Origin of the sequence: Rhodococcus sp. USK13, from assembly GCF_018343855.1 — a bacterium.
Taxonomy (GTDB): domain Bacteria; phylum Actinomycetota; class Actinomycetes; order Mycobacteriales; family Mycobacteriaceae; genus Rhodococcus_F; species Rhodococcus_F oxybenzonivorans.
This window is the reverse complement of sequence record NZ_CP069242.1, coordinates 5,582,015-5,596,852: the sequence shown is the minus strand read 5'-3', so window position 1 is coordinate 5,596,852 and position 14,838 is coordinate 5,582,015. Positions and strand designations below refer to the sequence as shown.

General features: G+C 66.9%; 15 protein-coding genes. 12 read left to right on the top strand and 3 right to left on the bottom strand.

The window, feature by feature from the left end:
* Window positions 1-134: 134 nt before the first annotated feature.
* Window positions 135-2,477, top strand: coding sequence for a phosphoenolpyruvate synthase (gene ppsA / locus JQT59_RS28260; protein ID WP_213572860.1), 2,343 nt, complete (start codon window positions 135-137; stop codon window positions 2,475-2,477).
* Window positions 2,478-2,481: 4 nt separating this feature from the next.
* Here ppsA and JQT59_RS28255 read toward each other — a convergent pair whose 3' ends face one another.
* The 3 genes from JQT59_RS28255 to JQT59_RS28245 are packed head-to-tail and all read right to left on the bottom strand — an operon-like array spanning window position 2,482 to window position 5,454.
* Window positions 2,482-3,444, bottom strand: a complete 963-nt coding sequence (locus JQT59_RS28255; RefSeq protein ID WP_213572859.1) for a 1-phosphofructokinase family hexose kinase — start codon at window positions 3,442-3,444, stop codon at window positions 2,482-2,484.
* Window positions 3,445-3,487: 43 nt separating this feature from the next.
* Complete coding sequence (locus JQT59_RS28250) at window positions 3,488-4,945, bottom strand: bifunctional aminoglycoside phosphotransferase/ATP-binding protein (RefSeq protein WP_213572858.1); 1,458 nt, start codon at window positions 4,943-4,945, stop codon at window positions 3,488-3,490.
* Window positions 4,945-5,454, bottom strand: coding sequence for a GNAT family N-acetyltransferase (locus JQT59_RS28245; RefSeq protein WP_213572857.1), 510 nt, complete (start codon window positions 5,452-5,454; stop codon window positions 4,945-4,947). Before JQT59_RS28245 ends, JQT59_RS28250 begins: the two co-directional genes overlap by 1 nt.
* 176 nt (window positions 5,455-5,630) lie before the next feature.
* On the opposite strand from JQT59_RS28245, the gene JQT59_RS28240 reads away from it, so the two are divergent.
* The 11 genes from JQT59_RS28240 to JQT59_RS28190 all read left to right on the top strand — a co-directional run bounded on the left by JQT59_RS28240 (window position 5,631) and on the right by JQT59_RS28190 (window position 14,804).
* Entirely contained in the window at window positions 5,631-5,903 is a 273-nt protein-coding gene (locus JQT59_RS28240) for a hypothetical protein (protein WP_249353913.1), read from the top strand.
* Window positions 5,904-5,915: 12 nt separating this feature from the next.
* Entirely contained in the window at window positions 5,916-6,203 is a 288-nt protein-coding gene (locus JQT59_RS28235; protein WP_249353912.1) for a dsRBD fold-containing protein, read from the top strand.
* A gap of 131 nt (window positions 6,204-6,334) precedes the next feature.
* Entirely contained in the window at window positions 6,335-7,489 is a 1,155-nt protein-coding gene (locus JQT59_RS28230; RefSeq protein ID WP_213572856.1) for a 4Fe-4S dicluster domain-containing protein, read from the top strand.
* On the top strand, window positions 7,486-7,947 hold the full coding sequence (locus tag JQT59_RS28225) for a cyclic nucleotide-binding domain-containing protein (RefSeq protein ID WP_213572855.1): 462 nt from the start codon (window positions 7,486-7,488) through the stop codon (window positions 7,945-7,947). The genes JQT59_RS28230 and JQT59_RS28225 overlap by 4 nt, the downstream gene beginning before the upstream one ends.
* 4 nt (window positions 7,948-7,951) lie before the next feature.
* Window positions 7,952-8,785: an FAD/NAD(P)-binding protein gene (locus JQT59_RS28220; protein WP_213572854.1), complete on the top strand. Its 834-nt coding sequence runs from the start codon at window positions 7,952-7,954 to the stop codon at window positions 8,783-8,785.
* On the top strand, window positions 8,785-9,567 hold the full coding sequence (locus JQT59_RS28215) for an NADH-quinone oxidoreductase subunit B family protein (RefSeq protein ID WP_213572853.1): 783 nt from the start codon (window positions 8,785-8,787) through the stop codon (window positions 9,565-9,567). The genes JQT59_RS28220 and JQT59_RS28215 overlap by 1 nt, the downstream gene beginning before the upstream one ends.
* Window positions 9,564-10,853: a Ni/Fe hydrogenase subunit alpha gene (locus JQT59_RS28210; protein WP_213572852.1), complete on the top strand. Its 1,290-nt coding sequence runs from the start codon at window positions 9,564-9,566 to the stop codon at window positions 10,851-10,853. Before JQT59_RS28215 ends, JQT59_RS28210 begins: the two co-directional genes overlap by 4 nt.
* On the top strand, window positions 10,850-11,317 hold the full coding sequence (locus tag JQT59_RS28205) for a hydrogenase maturation protease (protein ID WP_213572851.1): 468 nt from the start codon (window positions 10,850-10,852) through the stop codon (window positions 11,315-11,317). The genes JQT59_RS28210 and JQT59_RS28205 overlap by 4 nt, the downstream gene beginning before the upstream one ends.
* The gene (locus JQT59_RS28200) at window positions 11,311-12,183 is read left to right on the top strand and encodes a universal stress protein (RefSeq protein WP_213572850.1); all 873 of its coding nucleotides are present in this window, start codon (window positions 11,311-11,313) and stop codon (window positions 12,181-12,183) included. Before JQT59_RS28205 ends, JQT59_RS28200 begins: the two co-directional genes overlap by 7 nt.
* 139 nt (window positions 12,184-12,322) lie before the next feature.
* Window positions 12,323-13,723 (top strand): WS/DGAT/MGAT family O-acyltransferase, encoded by a 1,401-nt coding sequence (locus JQT59_RS28195; protein ID WP_213572849.1) that lies wholly within the window; start codon window positions 12,323-12,325, stop codon window positions 13,721-13,723.
* 40 nt (window positions 13,724-13,763) lie between these two features.
* Window positions 13,764-14,804 (top strand): NAD(P)-dependent alcohol dehydrogenase, encoded by a 1,041-nt coding sequence (locus JQT59_RS28190; RefSeq protein ID WP_213572848.1) that lies wholly within the window; start codon window positions 13,764-13,766, stop codon window positions 14,802-14,804.
* The last annotated feature ends 34 nt before the right edge of the window (window positions 14,805-14,838 follow it).

Sequence of the window (14,838 nt, the reverse complement as noted above, 5' to 3'; positions counted from 1 at the left end):
AGCCGACGACTCGGTGGGGCCAGGGCATTCGGCCCGCTGCACACAATGGTGTGCACCGGAACGCGGTGACCTTCGACTCTGTGCCGTCGACAACTCGCGGTGGTTCGCTGGAGCGAGACGGTGAGGAGTTCACAATGAATGTCCAACAGGCAGTGGTCGAGCATCGTTGGGTGCGGCCGATCGATCAGGTGCGTTTGCCCGACGCGCCTTCCGTGGGCGGAAAGGCGGCAAATCTCGGTGAACTGACCCACGCCCGGTTCCCCGTACCGCCGGGCTTCGTGGTGACGAAGGACGGCTACCTCCAGTCAATGGAGGACGCGGGAGTGCGTGAAATGCTGTGCGCACAGGGACTTCCCCCCGCCGGCGCCGACGATGCCGCACTCACCGCAGCGTCCCGAGAGCTACGGTCCACTGTGCTCGGTGCCCCCGTCTCCGACGCGCTCCGCGAAGAGATCGTCGATGCCTATCACGAACTCGGTGACTCGGTGCGTGTCGCAGTACGTTCCTCAGCTCCTGCCGAAGACGCCGCCGACACCTCGTACGCCGGCATCCACGACAGCTTCACCGACATCTGCGGACCCGACGCCCTCGTCGAGGCGATACGGAAATGCTGGGCATCGCTCTGGTCGGAACGAGCACTGACCTACCGCAGCGTGCAAGGTGTCACCGAAGAGCCCTCGGTGGCCGTCGTCGTCCAGTTGATGGTCGATTCCGACACCTCCGGCGTCACCTTCACCGCCGATCCGCGAACCGGCGCCCGCGACCGCATGGTCGTCGAGGCCGCCGCGGGGCTCGGCGAGGTCGTGGTCGGCGGACAAGTCGAACCCGACACCTACGTGCTGTCCAAGGACGGCTTCCATCTACTCGACGAGCACATCGGATCGCAAACCTTCGCGATCACCGCCGATGCGAGCGGAGAGCGGACCACCGAGATTCCCCTCGACCAGCGCGGTGACCGAGTCCTCACCAACACCCAACTCGAACGGCTCGCTCTCCTCGCACTCTCGGTGGAAGAGCACTACCACGCACCACAGGACCTCGAGTTCGCGTTCGCCGGTGACAAACTCTGGATCGTCCAGACCCGCCCGATCACCACACTCGGCGACCACACACCCCCCGTCGATGCCGGCCGGCCGGAATCGGCACCGACCGGCGCGGTGCTCGCACACGGGCTCGGCGCCAGCCCCGGAACCGTGACGGGCCAGGTACGCATCCTCCGGTCCGTCACCGACGCCCACCAACTGCACGACGGTGACATTCTGGTCGCCCCGATGACACGTCCCGACTGGCTGCCCGTGCTACGCCGGGCCGCGGCCATCGTGACCGACGGGGGCGGTATCACCTGCCACGCGGCGATCGTCGGACGCGAGCTCGGACGCCCCGTCTTGGTCGGAACCCGCACCGCGACAACAACGCTCGTCGATGGCGCCGTCGTCACCGTGGACGGTGACGCCGGAACCGTGTGCGCCGGCACAGCGGGGACCGCTGAACCGGTTGCCGGCTCGGCCCCCGCCGCACCGAGCAGAACACCGTCCGCAGGCTCATTTGCCTGGGCGGAGCCGACAGGGACATCGGTGTACGTCAATCTGGCGACACCGGATGCGGCCGAGCGGGTCGCGGCGATGGACGTCGACGGGGTCGGCCTGCTGCGCGCCGAGTTCATGATCATGGACGCGTTGCAAGGCAGGCACCCGATGACCATGCTCGCCGAAGGACGCCGCGCCGAGTACGTCGACACGATGTCCGCGGCCGTCGAGAAGATCGCTGCAGCCTTCGCCCCACGACCGGTCGTGTACCGGGCCATCGACCTGCGGACCAACGAGTTCGCGAATCTGGCCGGAGGCGACGTGGAACCGGTGGAAGACAACCCGATGATCGGGTACCGCGGGTGCTTCCGCTACGTGCGGGAACCGGAACTGTTCGGACTCGACCTGGACGTGGTGCACACCGTACGCAAACGCTATCCGAACGTGCACCTGATGATTCCGTTCGTGCGAACCCGGTGGGAACTCGAACAGTGTCTCGGCCACCTCGACGCGCACCCGCTGGGCGCCGATCACCGCATGCATCGCTGGATCATGGCCGAGGTGCCGTCGGTGGCCTATTGGATCCCGGAATACGCGGCGCTCGGCATCGACGGGGTGTCCATCGGAACGAACGACCTGACCCAGCTGATCCTCGGCGTCGATCGTGACTCCGAGATCTGCCGGGACCTGTTCGACACGATGGACCCGGCCGTCCTCGACGCCGTCGACACCATCATCGAGCGGGCGACCCGGGCAGGTTTGACCACCTCGCTGTGCGGACAAGCGGTGTCGACCAACCCGGCCCTGGCCGAACACCTGGTGCGCACGGGCATCACCTCGGTGTCGGTGGCACCCGACGTCGCCGCCCGCACGCGCCGGAACATCTCCGTCGCCGAACGCCGCATCCTGCTCGAACAGGCCCGCGACTGTTCGCCGGGCGCGAGAAGCTAGGAAGCTAGTAGGCAGTGTCGGAATGCTGCCCGACAGTGGCACGGCGAACGAGCGCGGCATAACACTGATCGACGTCGTCCCGACGGCACGGCGCCGTGCCCGGTGTCCGCAGCATCGCCACCCCCGCGGCGACACCGTAACGCACAGCCTCCCGCAGGTCCCACCGTCGCTCGAGCCCGACAATGATTCCCGCGACCATGCTGTCGCCGGCCCCGACCGCACTGACCACGGGCACCGCCAGGGACGGGCAGTGCTCCTCCTCCGCCGCTGTCACGTACACGGCCCCGTCAGGGCCGAGGGAGAGAACGACCACAGCACAAATCCCGGCGGTGATGAGTTCTCGTGCCGCGCTCACCTGCTCGTCGAGAGTCCGCAAATCCCGCCCGACGTGGTCGCGTAGCTCGCGAATACTCGGTTTGAGGAGATACACACCGCGTTCGAGCGCGCGCAGCGGCGGGCCGGAAGTGTCGACGACGAGGCGAGCAGACGACTCGGCGAGGGCATCGGCGAGGATTTGATAGAAGGTCACGGGCACCCCCGGGGGTAGGCTGCCACTCGCGACGACGAAGGCGGCGTCCTTCGCTCTCTGCACCAGGGCGTCGAGACAGGACTCGACTTCCCGCGGTGTCAGTGACGGACCGGGGAGCACGAAGCGATACTGCAGACCGGTCTGCTCCTCGTTGATGGTGAAGCTCTCCCTGGTGGATCCGCGGATCGTGATGCTCCGACTTCGCACTCCCTCGGTGGCCAGGAGGTCTTCCAACGCCCGGCCGCTGTGCCCACCGGAAGGGAACACGGCGGTAGCGGAAGCGCCGAGTACATGCAGGATTCGGGCGACGTTGATGCCTCCACCGCCGGGGTCACGCCTGGGGGTGCCGCACCGCACTTTGTCGGTGGCGATCACCCGCCCGGTTGCCGTGGTGATGTCGAGAGCGGGGTTCATCGTCAGGGTTACGATCTCGCGCATGGGTTCTCCGGTCAGGTGCCGCCACCGTCACAGGTGACGTGAGTCAGTAGTTGCGCCATCCCTCCGTGGCATCCCAGAGGGCTCGGACCGCGTCCACCGCGTCACCGAGATCGGTGGTCGTGTCGATCGGGGTGGCCAACGGAGGGTGCGTAACCCGCTGCGCCATGGCGTCGTAAATTTCTGCGGTGGCATCGGAATTGCCGTGCGGGCGGGTGCGGATCCGTTCCACGGCGACGGAGCGAGGCGCGACGCACTCGATCTCGACCAGGTCGCTGTGTTCCTTGCGGGCGGTCGAGGTGGCCCACTGACGCAGCCGCGGGTCCGTCCACGAGGCATCGAGCACCACCGAACGCCCGCGGGAGAGCAATCGGGCCGCGCGCCTGAGTAATTCGGTGTACGTGGTCTCGGTCATCGTGCCGCTGTAGAGGCCGTGCCCGTACTCGTCGGCACAAGAGACGTGTGGGCCGACGCCCGCCAGCTCCTTGCGTACGCGGTCGCTGGAGAGGACAGTTGCACCCACCCGCTCCGCCACCGCACGCGAGAGCGTGGACTTCCCGGTTCCGGGAAGCCCACCGATCAGGGCAAGCCGCACCGCACCCGAGCGCAGATGACGCAGAGCGAGCTGGGCGTGGCCACGCGCATCCACCAGTGCCTCCGTCGAACCCTGGGTGTATCGCAGGCAGGCCACTTTCGCGCGCATGAATGCGCGATACGCGAGGTAGTGGTCGATGAGCGTGGGGGGCGGGTCGTCCGTGGCGTGCGCGCAGTAGCGGCGCACGAATGCCTCCCCGAGATCCGCTCGGCCGAGATACTCGAGATCCATGGCCAGACACGCTGCGTCATCGAGGCCGTCGATGTGGCGCAGGTGGTCGTCGAAGTCCAGGCAGTCGAGTATCCGGGGACCGTCCGGCAGACAGAAGATGTCATCCGCCAGGAGGTCGGCATGGCCGTCGACGATCCGCCCGCACTCGATCCGCTCGGTGAAAACTGGCTCACGCCCAACCAGATACTGGCGTGCTCGCCGAGCGATCTCGTCAACGTCCACCTCCGCAAGCGCCCGCGGCTGATACCCCACCGCCTCGGTGACGTTGGCCCGCCACCGCGCCGCGACGGCGTCTCGAGTGGCATCTTCGTCGATGTCGCGGCCGCGCACTGCCCGCTCGTGGAACCGAGCGATCACGTCAGCAATCTCGTCGAGCTGCGCCGGCGAATCGTCACCACGGACGACGATCGTGGCGAGCCGGCGGTTGTCCGGCATCCGCCGCATCTTGACGAGCGGTTCGGCCGGGCCACCGGTCGGATCGGCGAGTTCGGCGACACCGAGATACACATCGGGACACAGACGGCGATTGAGTTCGACCTCACGGTCACACGCCGACCGGCGCTGGTTCGCCGTGCTGAAATCCAGAAACGCCGTTCGGATGGGCTTTTTGGCCTTGTACACCACGTCGTCGACCATGACGACATACGCCGTGTGCGTTTCTCGAACGGCAATTCCCATCACGACTCACCCACGGCGATGTCAAGGTGCATTTCGGCACCGTCGCGCCGCAACGCAGACCCCCAGCCCTGGTCGCGAATCAGAGCAAGCACGGACGCGTTCTCGGTCAGAACCTCGGCCCTCATCTCCTCGATCCCACATGCCGTCGCGTGCTGCACCAGCCGGGTCAATAATGCCGTCCCGACTCCGTGCATCCGATAAGCGTGGTCGACGACGAGAGCGAACTCGACCACCGAGGGCGCGGCATCGACGTCGGCATCGAGAGAGACATAATTGGCGACGCCGACGAGCGTATCGCCGACGAACGCGCCCAACGCATAATGTGCAGGATCCTGCCGACAGAGCGATTCCGCGAGCTCGGCGAGGTGCGCGGGACGTACGGCGAAGAACCGCATGTACCGGTCGTGCTCGTCGAGCCGCTCGTGCAGGCGGCGCACCGCATCGTGATCATCGGCAAGCAAGCGGCGCACCGTCACGTCCGCTTTGACCTGGGGTACTGCGGTCGCCATCGTTGTCACCCCTCTGCCGGTGTGCCGTCGTAAGCATTCAACCGCCGGACGGCACGTCAGCGTCAGAGGCATAAGTCACCGACTACGGTCCTTCGCCTCTATTGCGTGATCTGCGCTGCGTCGATGCTGAGAAGACAGTCGCCACCCACACCGGCTCGAGAGGACGTCGACACGCAATGAACAGCCCCGATACGAACGACGGCACCGACCATGATCCCGGGCGGGGGATCGTCGACCGCCTGGTATCGGAGTTCGGGCAGTCCTTCGCGCGCGCGGCAATCTGCCGGATGGTCACCGGAAGCATCCGAGACCTCGCCGGTGTGCCGGCTGCGGACATCCCGGAACTCGCGGAGCGCCTCGCCCGTCAGCGCCTGCGCACGGTTGGCGAGCGAGTCGACGTGCACACATGCGCGCTCGGCAGTGGTGACCCAGTGATCGGAGCGACCTAGAAGGAGGGCGTGATGAGTATGCACGAGCGGAAATGGTCGGTCGAAATCGTGATCGACGAACATGATGCCGGTGAGGCCGGATCCCGCACAAGGGCACAAGCGCGGTTGCGGACAGGTGACAAGACCGCATTGATCGGTGTCGGGACGGCCCGGCGCAATCCGAAGGACACCGAGATCCCCGAGATCGGTGACGAGCTCGCCGCCGCCCGCGCGCTGGCCGACCTCGCGCACCAACTCATCGAAGCGACGGTGGCAGATCTCGAGGCCGCGACGCGCGAGCACATCCATCTCGAGGCCTAGCGGAGCCGCGAACCTCCCGGAGGCACGTGTCGGCCCCTATCACCCGGAAAGGCCGAACGGCCCTGTTCTTCACCGGACGCGGCTGGCTCAATGGGAAAGGGAGGGGCGATACGCCCGAAAGGAGCGACCCGATGGGAAGAACTCCTGCAGAACATCGTGACAGCGTCCTGGATCGTCGGGGTGTCGATCAGATGATCGACGTCCTCCGGGGGCGTGGTTACCGTGTGGTCGGTCCCACGGTGCGTGACAGTGCCATCGTCCTCGAGGAACTCGACTCGGGCGCTCAACTGCCGGCGGGTTGGGGTGTGACGACCGGCCCCGGCACGTACCGGCTGCGTCGACGCGACGACGACGCGGTCTTCGGGCACTCGTCCGGCCCCCAGTCGTGGAAGCAGTACCTGCACCCGCCCCGACAGCAGTTGTGGTCGGCGGAATCCGACGGCACCTTCCACCCCCCTGTCGAGGACGAAACCCCCTATGCGTTCGTCGGCGTCCGTGGCTGCGACCTGGCGGCGATCGCCGTACTGCGCCGGGTTCTGTGCCCGGATCCGGACGCGGACAGCGCCACCGCCCGCCGCTTCCGATCCCTGTTCGTCGTCGCCGCCCACTGCACCGAGCCCGGCGAAGTCTGCTTCTGCACCTCCATGGGCACCGGCCCGGCAGCCGGCCCCGGCTACGACCTCGCGTTGACCGAACGCGTCGACTCGCACGGGCATCGGTTCCTCGTCGAGGTCGGCACCGACGCCGGCGCCGACGTACTCGCCGAGATCAACCGAAGACCCGCTGCGGCCACGGACATCGACGAAGCCCGAGCGGCCGTGAGCGCTGCGGCCGGCCGGATGGGACGGGCGATGCCGCAGGTCGATCTCCGTAACCTGTTGGCCGACGCCCGCAGCGAGGACGTCTGGGACGAGGTCAGCAACCGGTGTCTCACGTGCGGCAACTGCACGATGGTCTGTCCCACCTGCTTCTGTACCACCAGCGAGGACATCACCGACTTGACGGGCGAGCATGCCGAACGGTGGGAGCACTGGTCGTCCTGCTTCGAACTCGACTACAGCGAACTGCACGGGGGAACCGTCCGGACGTCAGGGCAGAGCAGATACCGGCAGTGGATGTCCCACAAGCTCGGTACCTGGTTCGACCAGTTCGGAAGTTCCGGTTGTGTGGGGTGTGGGCGGTGCATCGACTGGTGCCCGGTCGGCATCGACATCACCGAGGAGGCTGCACGGCTGGTCCAGACTCTTCCGCGGTACCGGCCGGACGATGCGCGGGAGCAACGATGACCGCGGGCGGCACCGTGTTGCCGTCCCTGCTCGCCGCACTCGGCGACGAGCACCGTCGCAGGCTGACCGCACTGACCTCCCCGGTGCGATTCGGCGAAGGAGAGGTCATCTTCCGGGAGGGCACACCGGCGACTCGGTGCTGGTTGATCGGGTCGGGCAGCGTCGTCCTGACCACGCACGTGCCCGGCCGCGGCGCTGTAGCACTCGAAACCCTTCATGGTGGAGACGTTCTCGGCTGGTCCTGGCTGGGAGCCCGACCGGTCTGGCAGTTCGCCGCCCACGCGGCGGCGGCCACCGAAGCCGCCGAGATCGATATCACCGCCCTCGAGCGGATGGCCGGAGCAGAACCCGAATTCGGGTACGTCGTCACCCGTGCGCTCTCGGGATTGCTCATCGCCCGCCTCCAGTCCACCCGGGCGCGGCTGCTCGACCTCTATGCGAACCGCCGGGAGATGTGACGCCATGTCGACCACCCACATGCTCACCACCGGTTACCGTGTCCACTCCCGCACGCAAGAGACGGCCGACACCGTGACGGTGACCCTGACACCCACCACCGCAGTCCCGAAAACCCGAGTTCTGCCCGGGCAATTCATGATGTTGTACGCCCACGGAGTCGGTGAGATCGCGATCTCGGTGAGCGATGCGCCCCGCGGGGACCTCGGTGTGCTGGTGCACACCGTCCGCAGTGTCGGCGCCGTGAGCAGGGCCCTCCACGACACTCCGGTGGGCGCAGTGGTAGGAGTTCGTGGCCCCTTCGGGCACGGATGGAACCTGCACCCCGATGACGGACGCGACCTCGTCGTGGTTGCCGGTGGGGTGGGCCTGGCCCCCCTGCGGCCCGTCATCGGGTCCGTGCTGGCCGAGCGCGACCGGTTCCGGAGGGTGACCGTCATCGTCGGTGCGCGCAGTCCGTCGAACATTCTCTTCGGCGCCGAGCTGGCCGCCTGGCAGGCCCGCGAAGACCTCGACGTGGAGTTGACCATCGATCAACCGGTATCGGGATGGACGGGGGCCGTCGGATTCGTCACCGAATCGCTACACCGAATCAACCTCGATCCCACCCGCACCACGGCATTGTTATGCGGGCCTGAACCGATGATGCGGTTCTCCGCCCGAGTCCTGCTCGACCGCGGTGTAGACCCCATCGACATTCAGGTCTCCCTCGAGCGGAACATGCAGTGCGGTGTCGGTGTCTGCGGGCATTGCCAGCTGGGCGAGCTGTTGTTGTGCCGTGATGGGCCGGTGGTCGACTTTGCCACCGCCGAACCACTTCTACGGGTACCGGAGCTGTGATGAGCGCACCACCGACCACCAGACCTACCCTCGCGGTGTGGAAGTTCGCGTCCTGCGACGGCTGCCAGCTCACCCTGCTCGACTGCGAAGACGAACTGCTGGCGCTGTCCGAGGCAGTGACCATCAGCCACTTCCTCGAACTGTCCGACACGATCATCGGCGGCCCCTATGACCTGTCGCTCGTCGAGGGATCGATCACCACCGCCGCCGACCGGGAGCGGATCCGGGCGGTGCGCGAGCAGTCCCGCTTCCTGGTCACGATCGGGGCCTGCGCCACGGCGGGTGGTATCCAGGCGTTGCGCAACTTCGCCGACATCGACGACTTCCTGTCGGTCGTGTACGCCCGCCCCGACTACATCGACACCCTGGCGACCTCGACCGCGATCTCCGCGCACGTCCCGGTCGACTTCGAACTACGCGGGTGTCCGATCGACCGGCGGCAACTCCTCGAGGTGATCACCGCCTACCTGGCCGGGCGACGACCGAACATCCCGAACACCACCGTGTGTACCGAATGCAAGCGGCGCGGATTGACGTGCGTGATGGTGGCAGACGGAACCCCCTGCCTCGGACCGGTGACCCACTCCGGTTGCGGAGCACTGTGCCCCGCGGTCTCGCGCGGATGCTACGGCTGTTTCGGCCCCACGACCGACCCGAACCTCGCCTCGCTGATGGGGTGGCTGCGCACCTGTGGCATGAACGACGATGCCATCTCGCGCGTCCTCGCCACCTTCAACGTGGCAGCATTCGGCACCGATTCGCAGGAATCATCACCCACATGACCCCCACCACAAGAGAACTGACCGTCAAGGCTCTCGCCCGAGTCGAGGGGGAGGGTCGACTCGACGTCACCGTACGACACGGTCGCGCCGACCGAGTCGACCTGGCCATCTACGAGCCGCCCCGATTCTTCGAGTCGTTCCTACGTGGCCGACACTACTTGGAGCCGCCCGACATCACCTCCCGGATCTGCGGCATCTGCCCGGTCGCCTATCAAGTCAGTGCCTGCAACGCCCTCGAACAGGCCTGCGGTATCGAGGTCACCGATGCCGTCCTCGACCTTCGGCGGCTGCTGTACTGCGGCGAGTGGATCGCCAGTCACGTCCTGCACATCTACTTCCTGCATGCACCGGACTTCCTCGGCTTCCCTGACTCCATCGCCCTCGCTCGACGCGACCGAGCCGCCGTCGAGCGGGGACTGGCACTGAAGAAGGCGGGCAACGCCATCCTCGATCTCATCGGCGGCCGGGCCATTCATCCGGTCAACGTCCGGGTCGGCGGATTCCACCGCGCACCGACCCGCAACGAGCTGGCCCCGCTGGCGGAGCAGCTGCGCGCCGCCTTGGGGCAGGCGATAGCCACCGTCGACTGGGTGTCCACCTTCGACTTCCCGGACATCGAACTCGACCACGACCTACTCGCACTCCACCACCAATCCCGGTACGCCATCGAAGACGGCGACATCGTCTCGACGAATGGATTACATTGCGGTCCAGAGGAATTCCCCCGGCACGTGATCGAGCACCAGGTGCCGCACTCGACCGCCCTCCACGCCGAACTCGACGGCCGGCGATACCTGACAGGGCCCTTGGCGCGCTACTCCCTCAACTCCGCGCAATTGACGGGTGCAGCCGCCGCGGCGGCAACAGCCAATCTCGGTGTGCAGTGCCGCAACCCGTACCGCAGCATCGTCGTGCGCGCCGTCGAAGTCGTCTACGCGGTGGAGGAAGCCTTACGCATCATCGATCACTATCAGCGGCCCCCGCGACCCTTCACCGACGGACCGCCCATCCATGCAGTGGGACACGGTGTCAGTGAGGCACCCCGCGGAATGCTGTATCACCGCTATGAACTCGATCCGGACGGCCTCGTCCGCACGGCGACCATCATTCCACCCACCTCACAGAACCAGGCGGCGATCGAACATGATCTCCGCGCCGCCGTCGATGCTCATCTGACCCTCCCGGACGAGGAGTTGGCCGCCCTGTGCGAGCGGATCATCCGCAACTACGACCCCTGCATCTCCTGTGCCACCCACTTCCTGACACTCACGATCGACCGCCGATGACGGCCGTGGTGCTCGGAGTCGGGAACGAGGACCGACGCGACGACGGTATCGGGCCCGCAGTCGCGCGCGCGGTCGCCGCCCAGGCGATTCCCGATCTGCTGGTCACGATTTCCGACGGTGATCCGGCGACCCTCCTCGACGCCTGGGCCGATATGGACGTAGCTGTCCTGGTGGACGCCATCGTGTGCGATCCACCACGGCCCGGCACCGTGCACCGATTCGACTCACAAGCGCTCGCCGCTCTGTCGGCGAACACCACCAGCACACACGGGCTCGGACTCACCCAAGCATTGAAATTGGGTGCGGTGCTCGGCCGGCTGCCCCGGCGCTGGGTGCTGTACGCCGTCGAGGTCGCCGACGTCGGTTACGGTCGCGGCCTATCCTCTGCAACAGTGGACATTCTCCAACCGGTGACGTCGGCCGTGTTGGCCGAAGTCGCGGGCGCGCAAAGGAGAACATGGTGAGCACCACCCCGATCGTCGTGGGCGTAGACGGGTCGCCGCCATCATCGCAGGCGGTGCGGTGGGGTGTAGCCGAGGCGGTACTTCGCAGCGCTCCGCTGCTCCTTCTGGCGTGTGTCAGTTACCGGGGGGCCGAGTCCCTACCGCTGGTGGGCGCAGAATTACGTGCGCGAGCCGAGCGTGACCTCGCCGCAGCTACCGAGCTCGCCCGGGACCACGACCCCCGCGGCGTTGTCCACATACGAACGGAGTTGCACTGGCAGTATGCGCCCGCGGTGCTCGTCGACCGATCGGCGTCGGCGCGAATGATAGTGCTCGGCCGCCGAGGACTCGGCGAATTCACCGGCGGCCTGATCGGTTCGGTCACCTCGGCCGTGGCCCGGCACGCACACTGCCCCGTTGCCGTCATCGAAGGTGCCCCACCCTCCGCCGAGGAGACCGGCGTGGGCCCGGTTGTGGTCGGCGTCGACGGCTCCGACAACAGCGCACCCGCCATCGAGCTGGCCTTCGAGGAAAGTGCCCTACGACGAACCACGCTGATCGCACTGCATGCCTGGGCGGACCAGGACCTGTCCGCCGTTCCCCTGGAGACCGGCCCCGAACGCTGGAAGGCGGTGGCAGAGTCGGAACAGGCACTGCTGGGGGAGAGCCTGACCGGATGCGCCGAGCAGTATCCGGACGTCCCGGTACAGCAGGTCCTCGTCAGAGACCGGCCGGTGCGGCACCTGCTGGCGCAGGCGGAAGAGGCGCAGCTACTCGTCGTCGGCACCAGGGGCCGCGGCGGATTCAAGGGAATGACCCTCGGTTCGACGAGCGCGGCCCTCCTGCACACCGCGCCGTGCCCGCTCATCGTCGTCCCGCGGTGTTGAGCGGGCTTGGCGTCTCAGGTGCTGTGTCGAGAGCAGGGATGACTTTCGGCCCCACGAGCCCACCGTTCGACTCTGTCGTGCCCGGCTTGTCTGCGGCACAGTGATCGGTATGCAGGTCTGACGTGGTGAGGCGGGACCGATGGACGATGACACACTGAGTTTTCTGGACGCCGGATTCCTCGAGACCGAGGATTCCGATGATCATGCGAGCCTGACGATCGGCGCGTTGGCGATTCTCGCGGGTCCGGCGCCGCCTCCTGAGCAGTTCCGTGCGGCGGTGGTGGCGCGGCTGGTCGACCTACCGCACGCACAAGACAAACTCCATATCGTGCCACTCGATCTCGGGAAACCTTCCTGGGTGGAGGACCCGGTGTTCGACCTCGGCCACCACGTACGTCGAGTTGCGCTCCCACAGCCGGGGGACGAGGAGACGCTGTTCGGGTTCGTGGCCCGGGTAATGGGGCACCGCCTCGACCGCGATCATCCGCTGTGGGAATGCTGGGTGGTGGAAGGACTCACCGGGGACCGCTGGGCCGTGCTCGCCAAAATGCATCACTGCATGGCGGACGGCATCGCCGGCACCAAACTGTTCGAAGCGATGTGCGACGAGGACCCGCCGGCCACTACACGAACCACACCGGAAATTCTCTCCCCGAAGCAGACCCCCGCCGGCATCATCGACACGATCACCGGAGTTCTCTCGCCGGCGCGTCAATTCCACATGCTCACAACGGTACTGACCACACCACAGCGATTCGCGGCGGCCGCTGTCGGCGCCACCCTGGGTCTTGCTCGCCTCCTCACCGAGATGGTGACGTCAGCGTCCGGCACGTCGTTGCTCGGTCCCATCGGACGCCAACGGCGTTACTGCGGTGCCCGCACTCGCATGGCGGATGTCCGCGAAATCTGCTCCGCCTACGGAGCCACGGTCAACGATGTCGCTCTTGCCGCGATCACCAGCGGACTGCGCACGCTCCTCCTGCGGCGAGGCGAAATCCCGGAAGCCCGCACCGTCCGCACCCTCGTCCCCGTGTCCGTGCGGACCGACCCACCGGGTGGGGGCCCGGTGCACAACGCGGTTTCTCTGATGCTGCCGTTTCTACCCGTCGACATCGAGGACCATGTCGAACAGCTCACTGTTGTGCACCGGCGCCTTGCCGCGCACAAAGCCGGCAACGAGGCGGAAGGCGGAAAAGCGTTCACGGCCCTGGCACAGTACGGGCCGTTCATGCCGTTGGCCTGGGCGATACGCCTGGCCATGCGGTTCCCCCAGCACAGCGTCGTGGCCGTGGCCACGAACATCCCGGGGCCACGGCAGACTCGTCACATCCTCGGCCGGGAGATCCTCGAAATTTTCCCCTACGTACCGATCGCGCTGCGGTTGCGCATCGGCATCGCCATTTTGAGCTACAGCGACCACCTGACCTTCGGTATCACGGGCGACTACGACACCAACCCCGATCTGGCCGACTTGGCCCAGGGAATCGAACACGGCGTGGCATCGCTCCTGGCCGCGGCCCGCCTCTCCGAAATCGGCTAGCGGTCAGTGAAAACAGTGTCAGCACCATGAGGGAGAGAGCATGAAGGCGATCCAGTACCGACGAATCGGCGCGGAACCCGAACTGGTCGAGATCCCCACACCCGAACCCGGCCCGGGCGAAATCCTCCTCGAGATCACCGCGGCCGGGGTCTGCCACTCCGACGCGTTCATCATGGGGTTACCCGAGGAGCAATACACCTTCGGGCTGCCACTGACACTCGGGCACGAGGGCGCTGGACGCGTCGCCGCCGTCGGCGCCGGTGTGGAAGGACTCGATGTCGGCACAGATGTGCTCGTCTACGGGCCGTGGGGATGCGGACAATGCTGGCACTGCTCCCAGGGCATGGAGAACTACTGCTCGCGGGCCGCGGACCTGAACATCCTGCCGCCGGGTCTGGGCGCTCCCGGGGCGATCGCCGAGTACATGGTGGTCGATTCGCCCCGCCACGTCGTGCCGATCGGGGACCTCGACCCGGTGACGGCAGTCCCCCTGACCGATGCCGGGCTGACGCCCTACCACGCGATCAAACGGTCGCTGGGCAAACTCCGTCCCGGCTCGACCGCGGTCGTGATCGGCACCGGGGGACTCGGCCACGTCGCCATACAGCTGTTGCGGCACCTGTCACCCGCCCGCGTCGTCGCTCTCGACGTCAGCGAAGACAAACTCGAGTTCGCCCGGTCGATCGGTGCCCACGAGGCCGTGCTGTCCGACTCGAACGCCGCTGCGAAGGTCCGCACGATCACCGGACCCGCAGGTGCGGCGCTGGTGCTCGATCTCGTGGGGATGCAACCGACTCTGGATCTGTCGATGGCGATCGCGGGGGTCGGCTCCGACGTCGCGATCGTCGGATTGGGCGACGGCCAGGCAGCCGCCCAGGTAGGTTTCTTCCGCGGCGCGTACGAGGTCAACGTCGCCGTCCCGTACTGGGGTGCACGGAACGAGCTGATCGAACTGGTTGACATGGCCCACCAGGGCGTGTTCGACATCGCCATAGAACGCTTCGCGCTCGAGGACGGTGTGGAAGCGTATCGGCGGCTGGCCGCGGGAACATTGCGTGGTCGCGCAGTCATCACACCGTGACCGACGATATCGCGGGGTGACGGACGATCGCGGG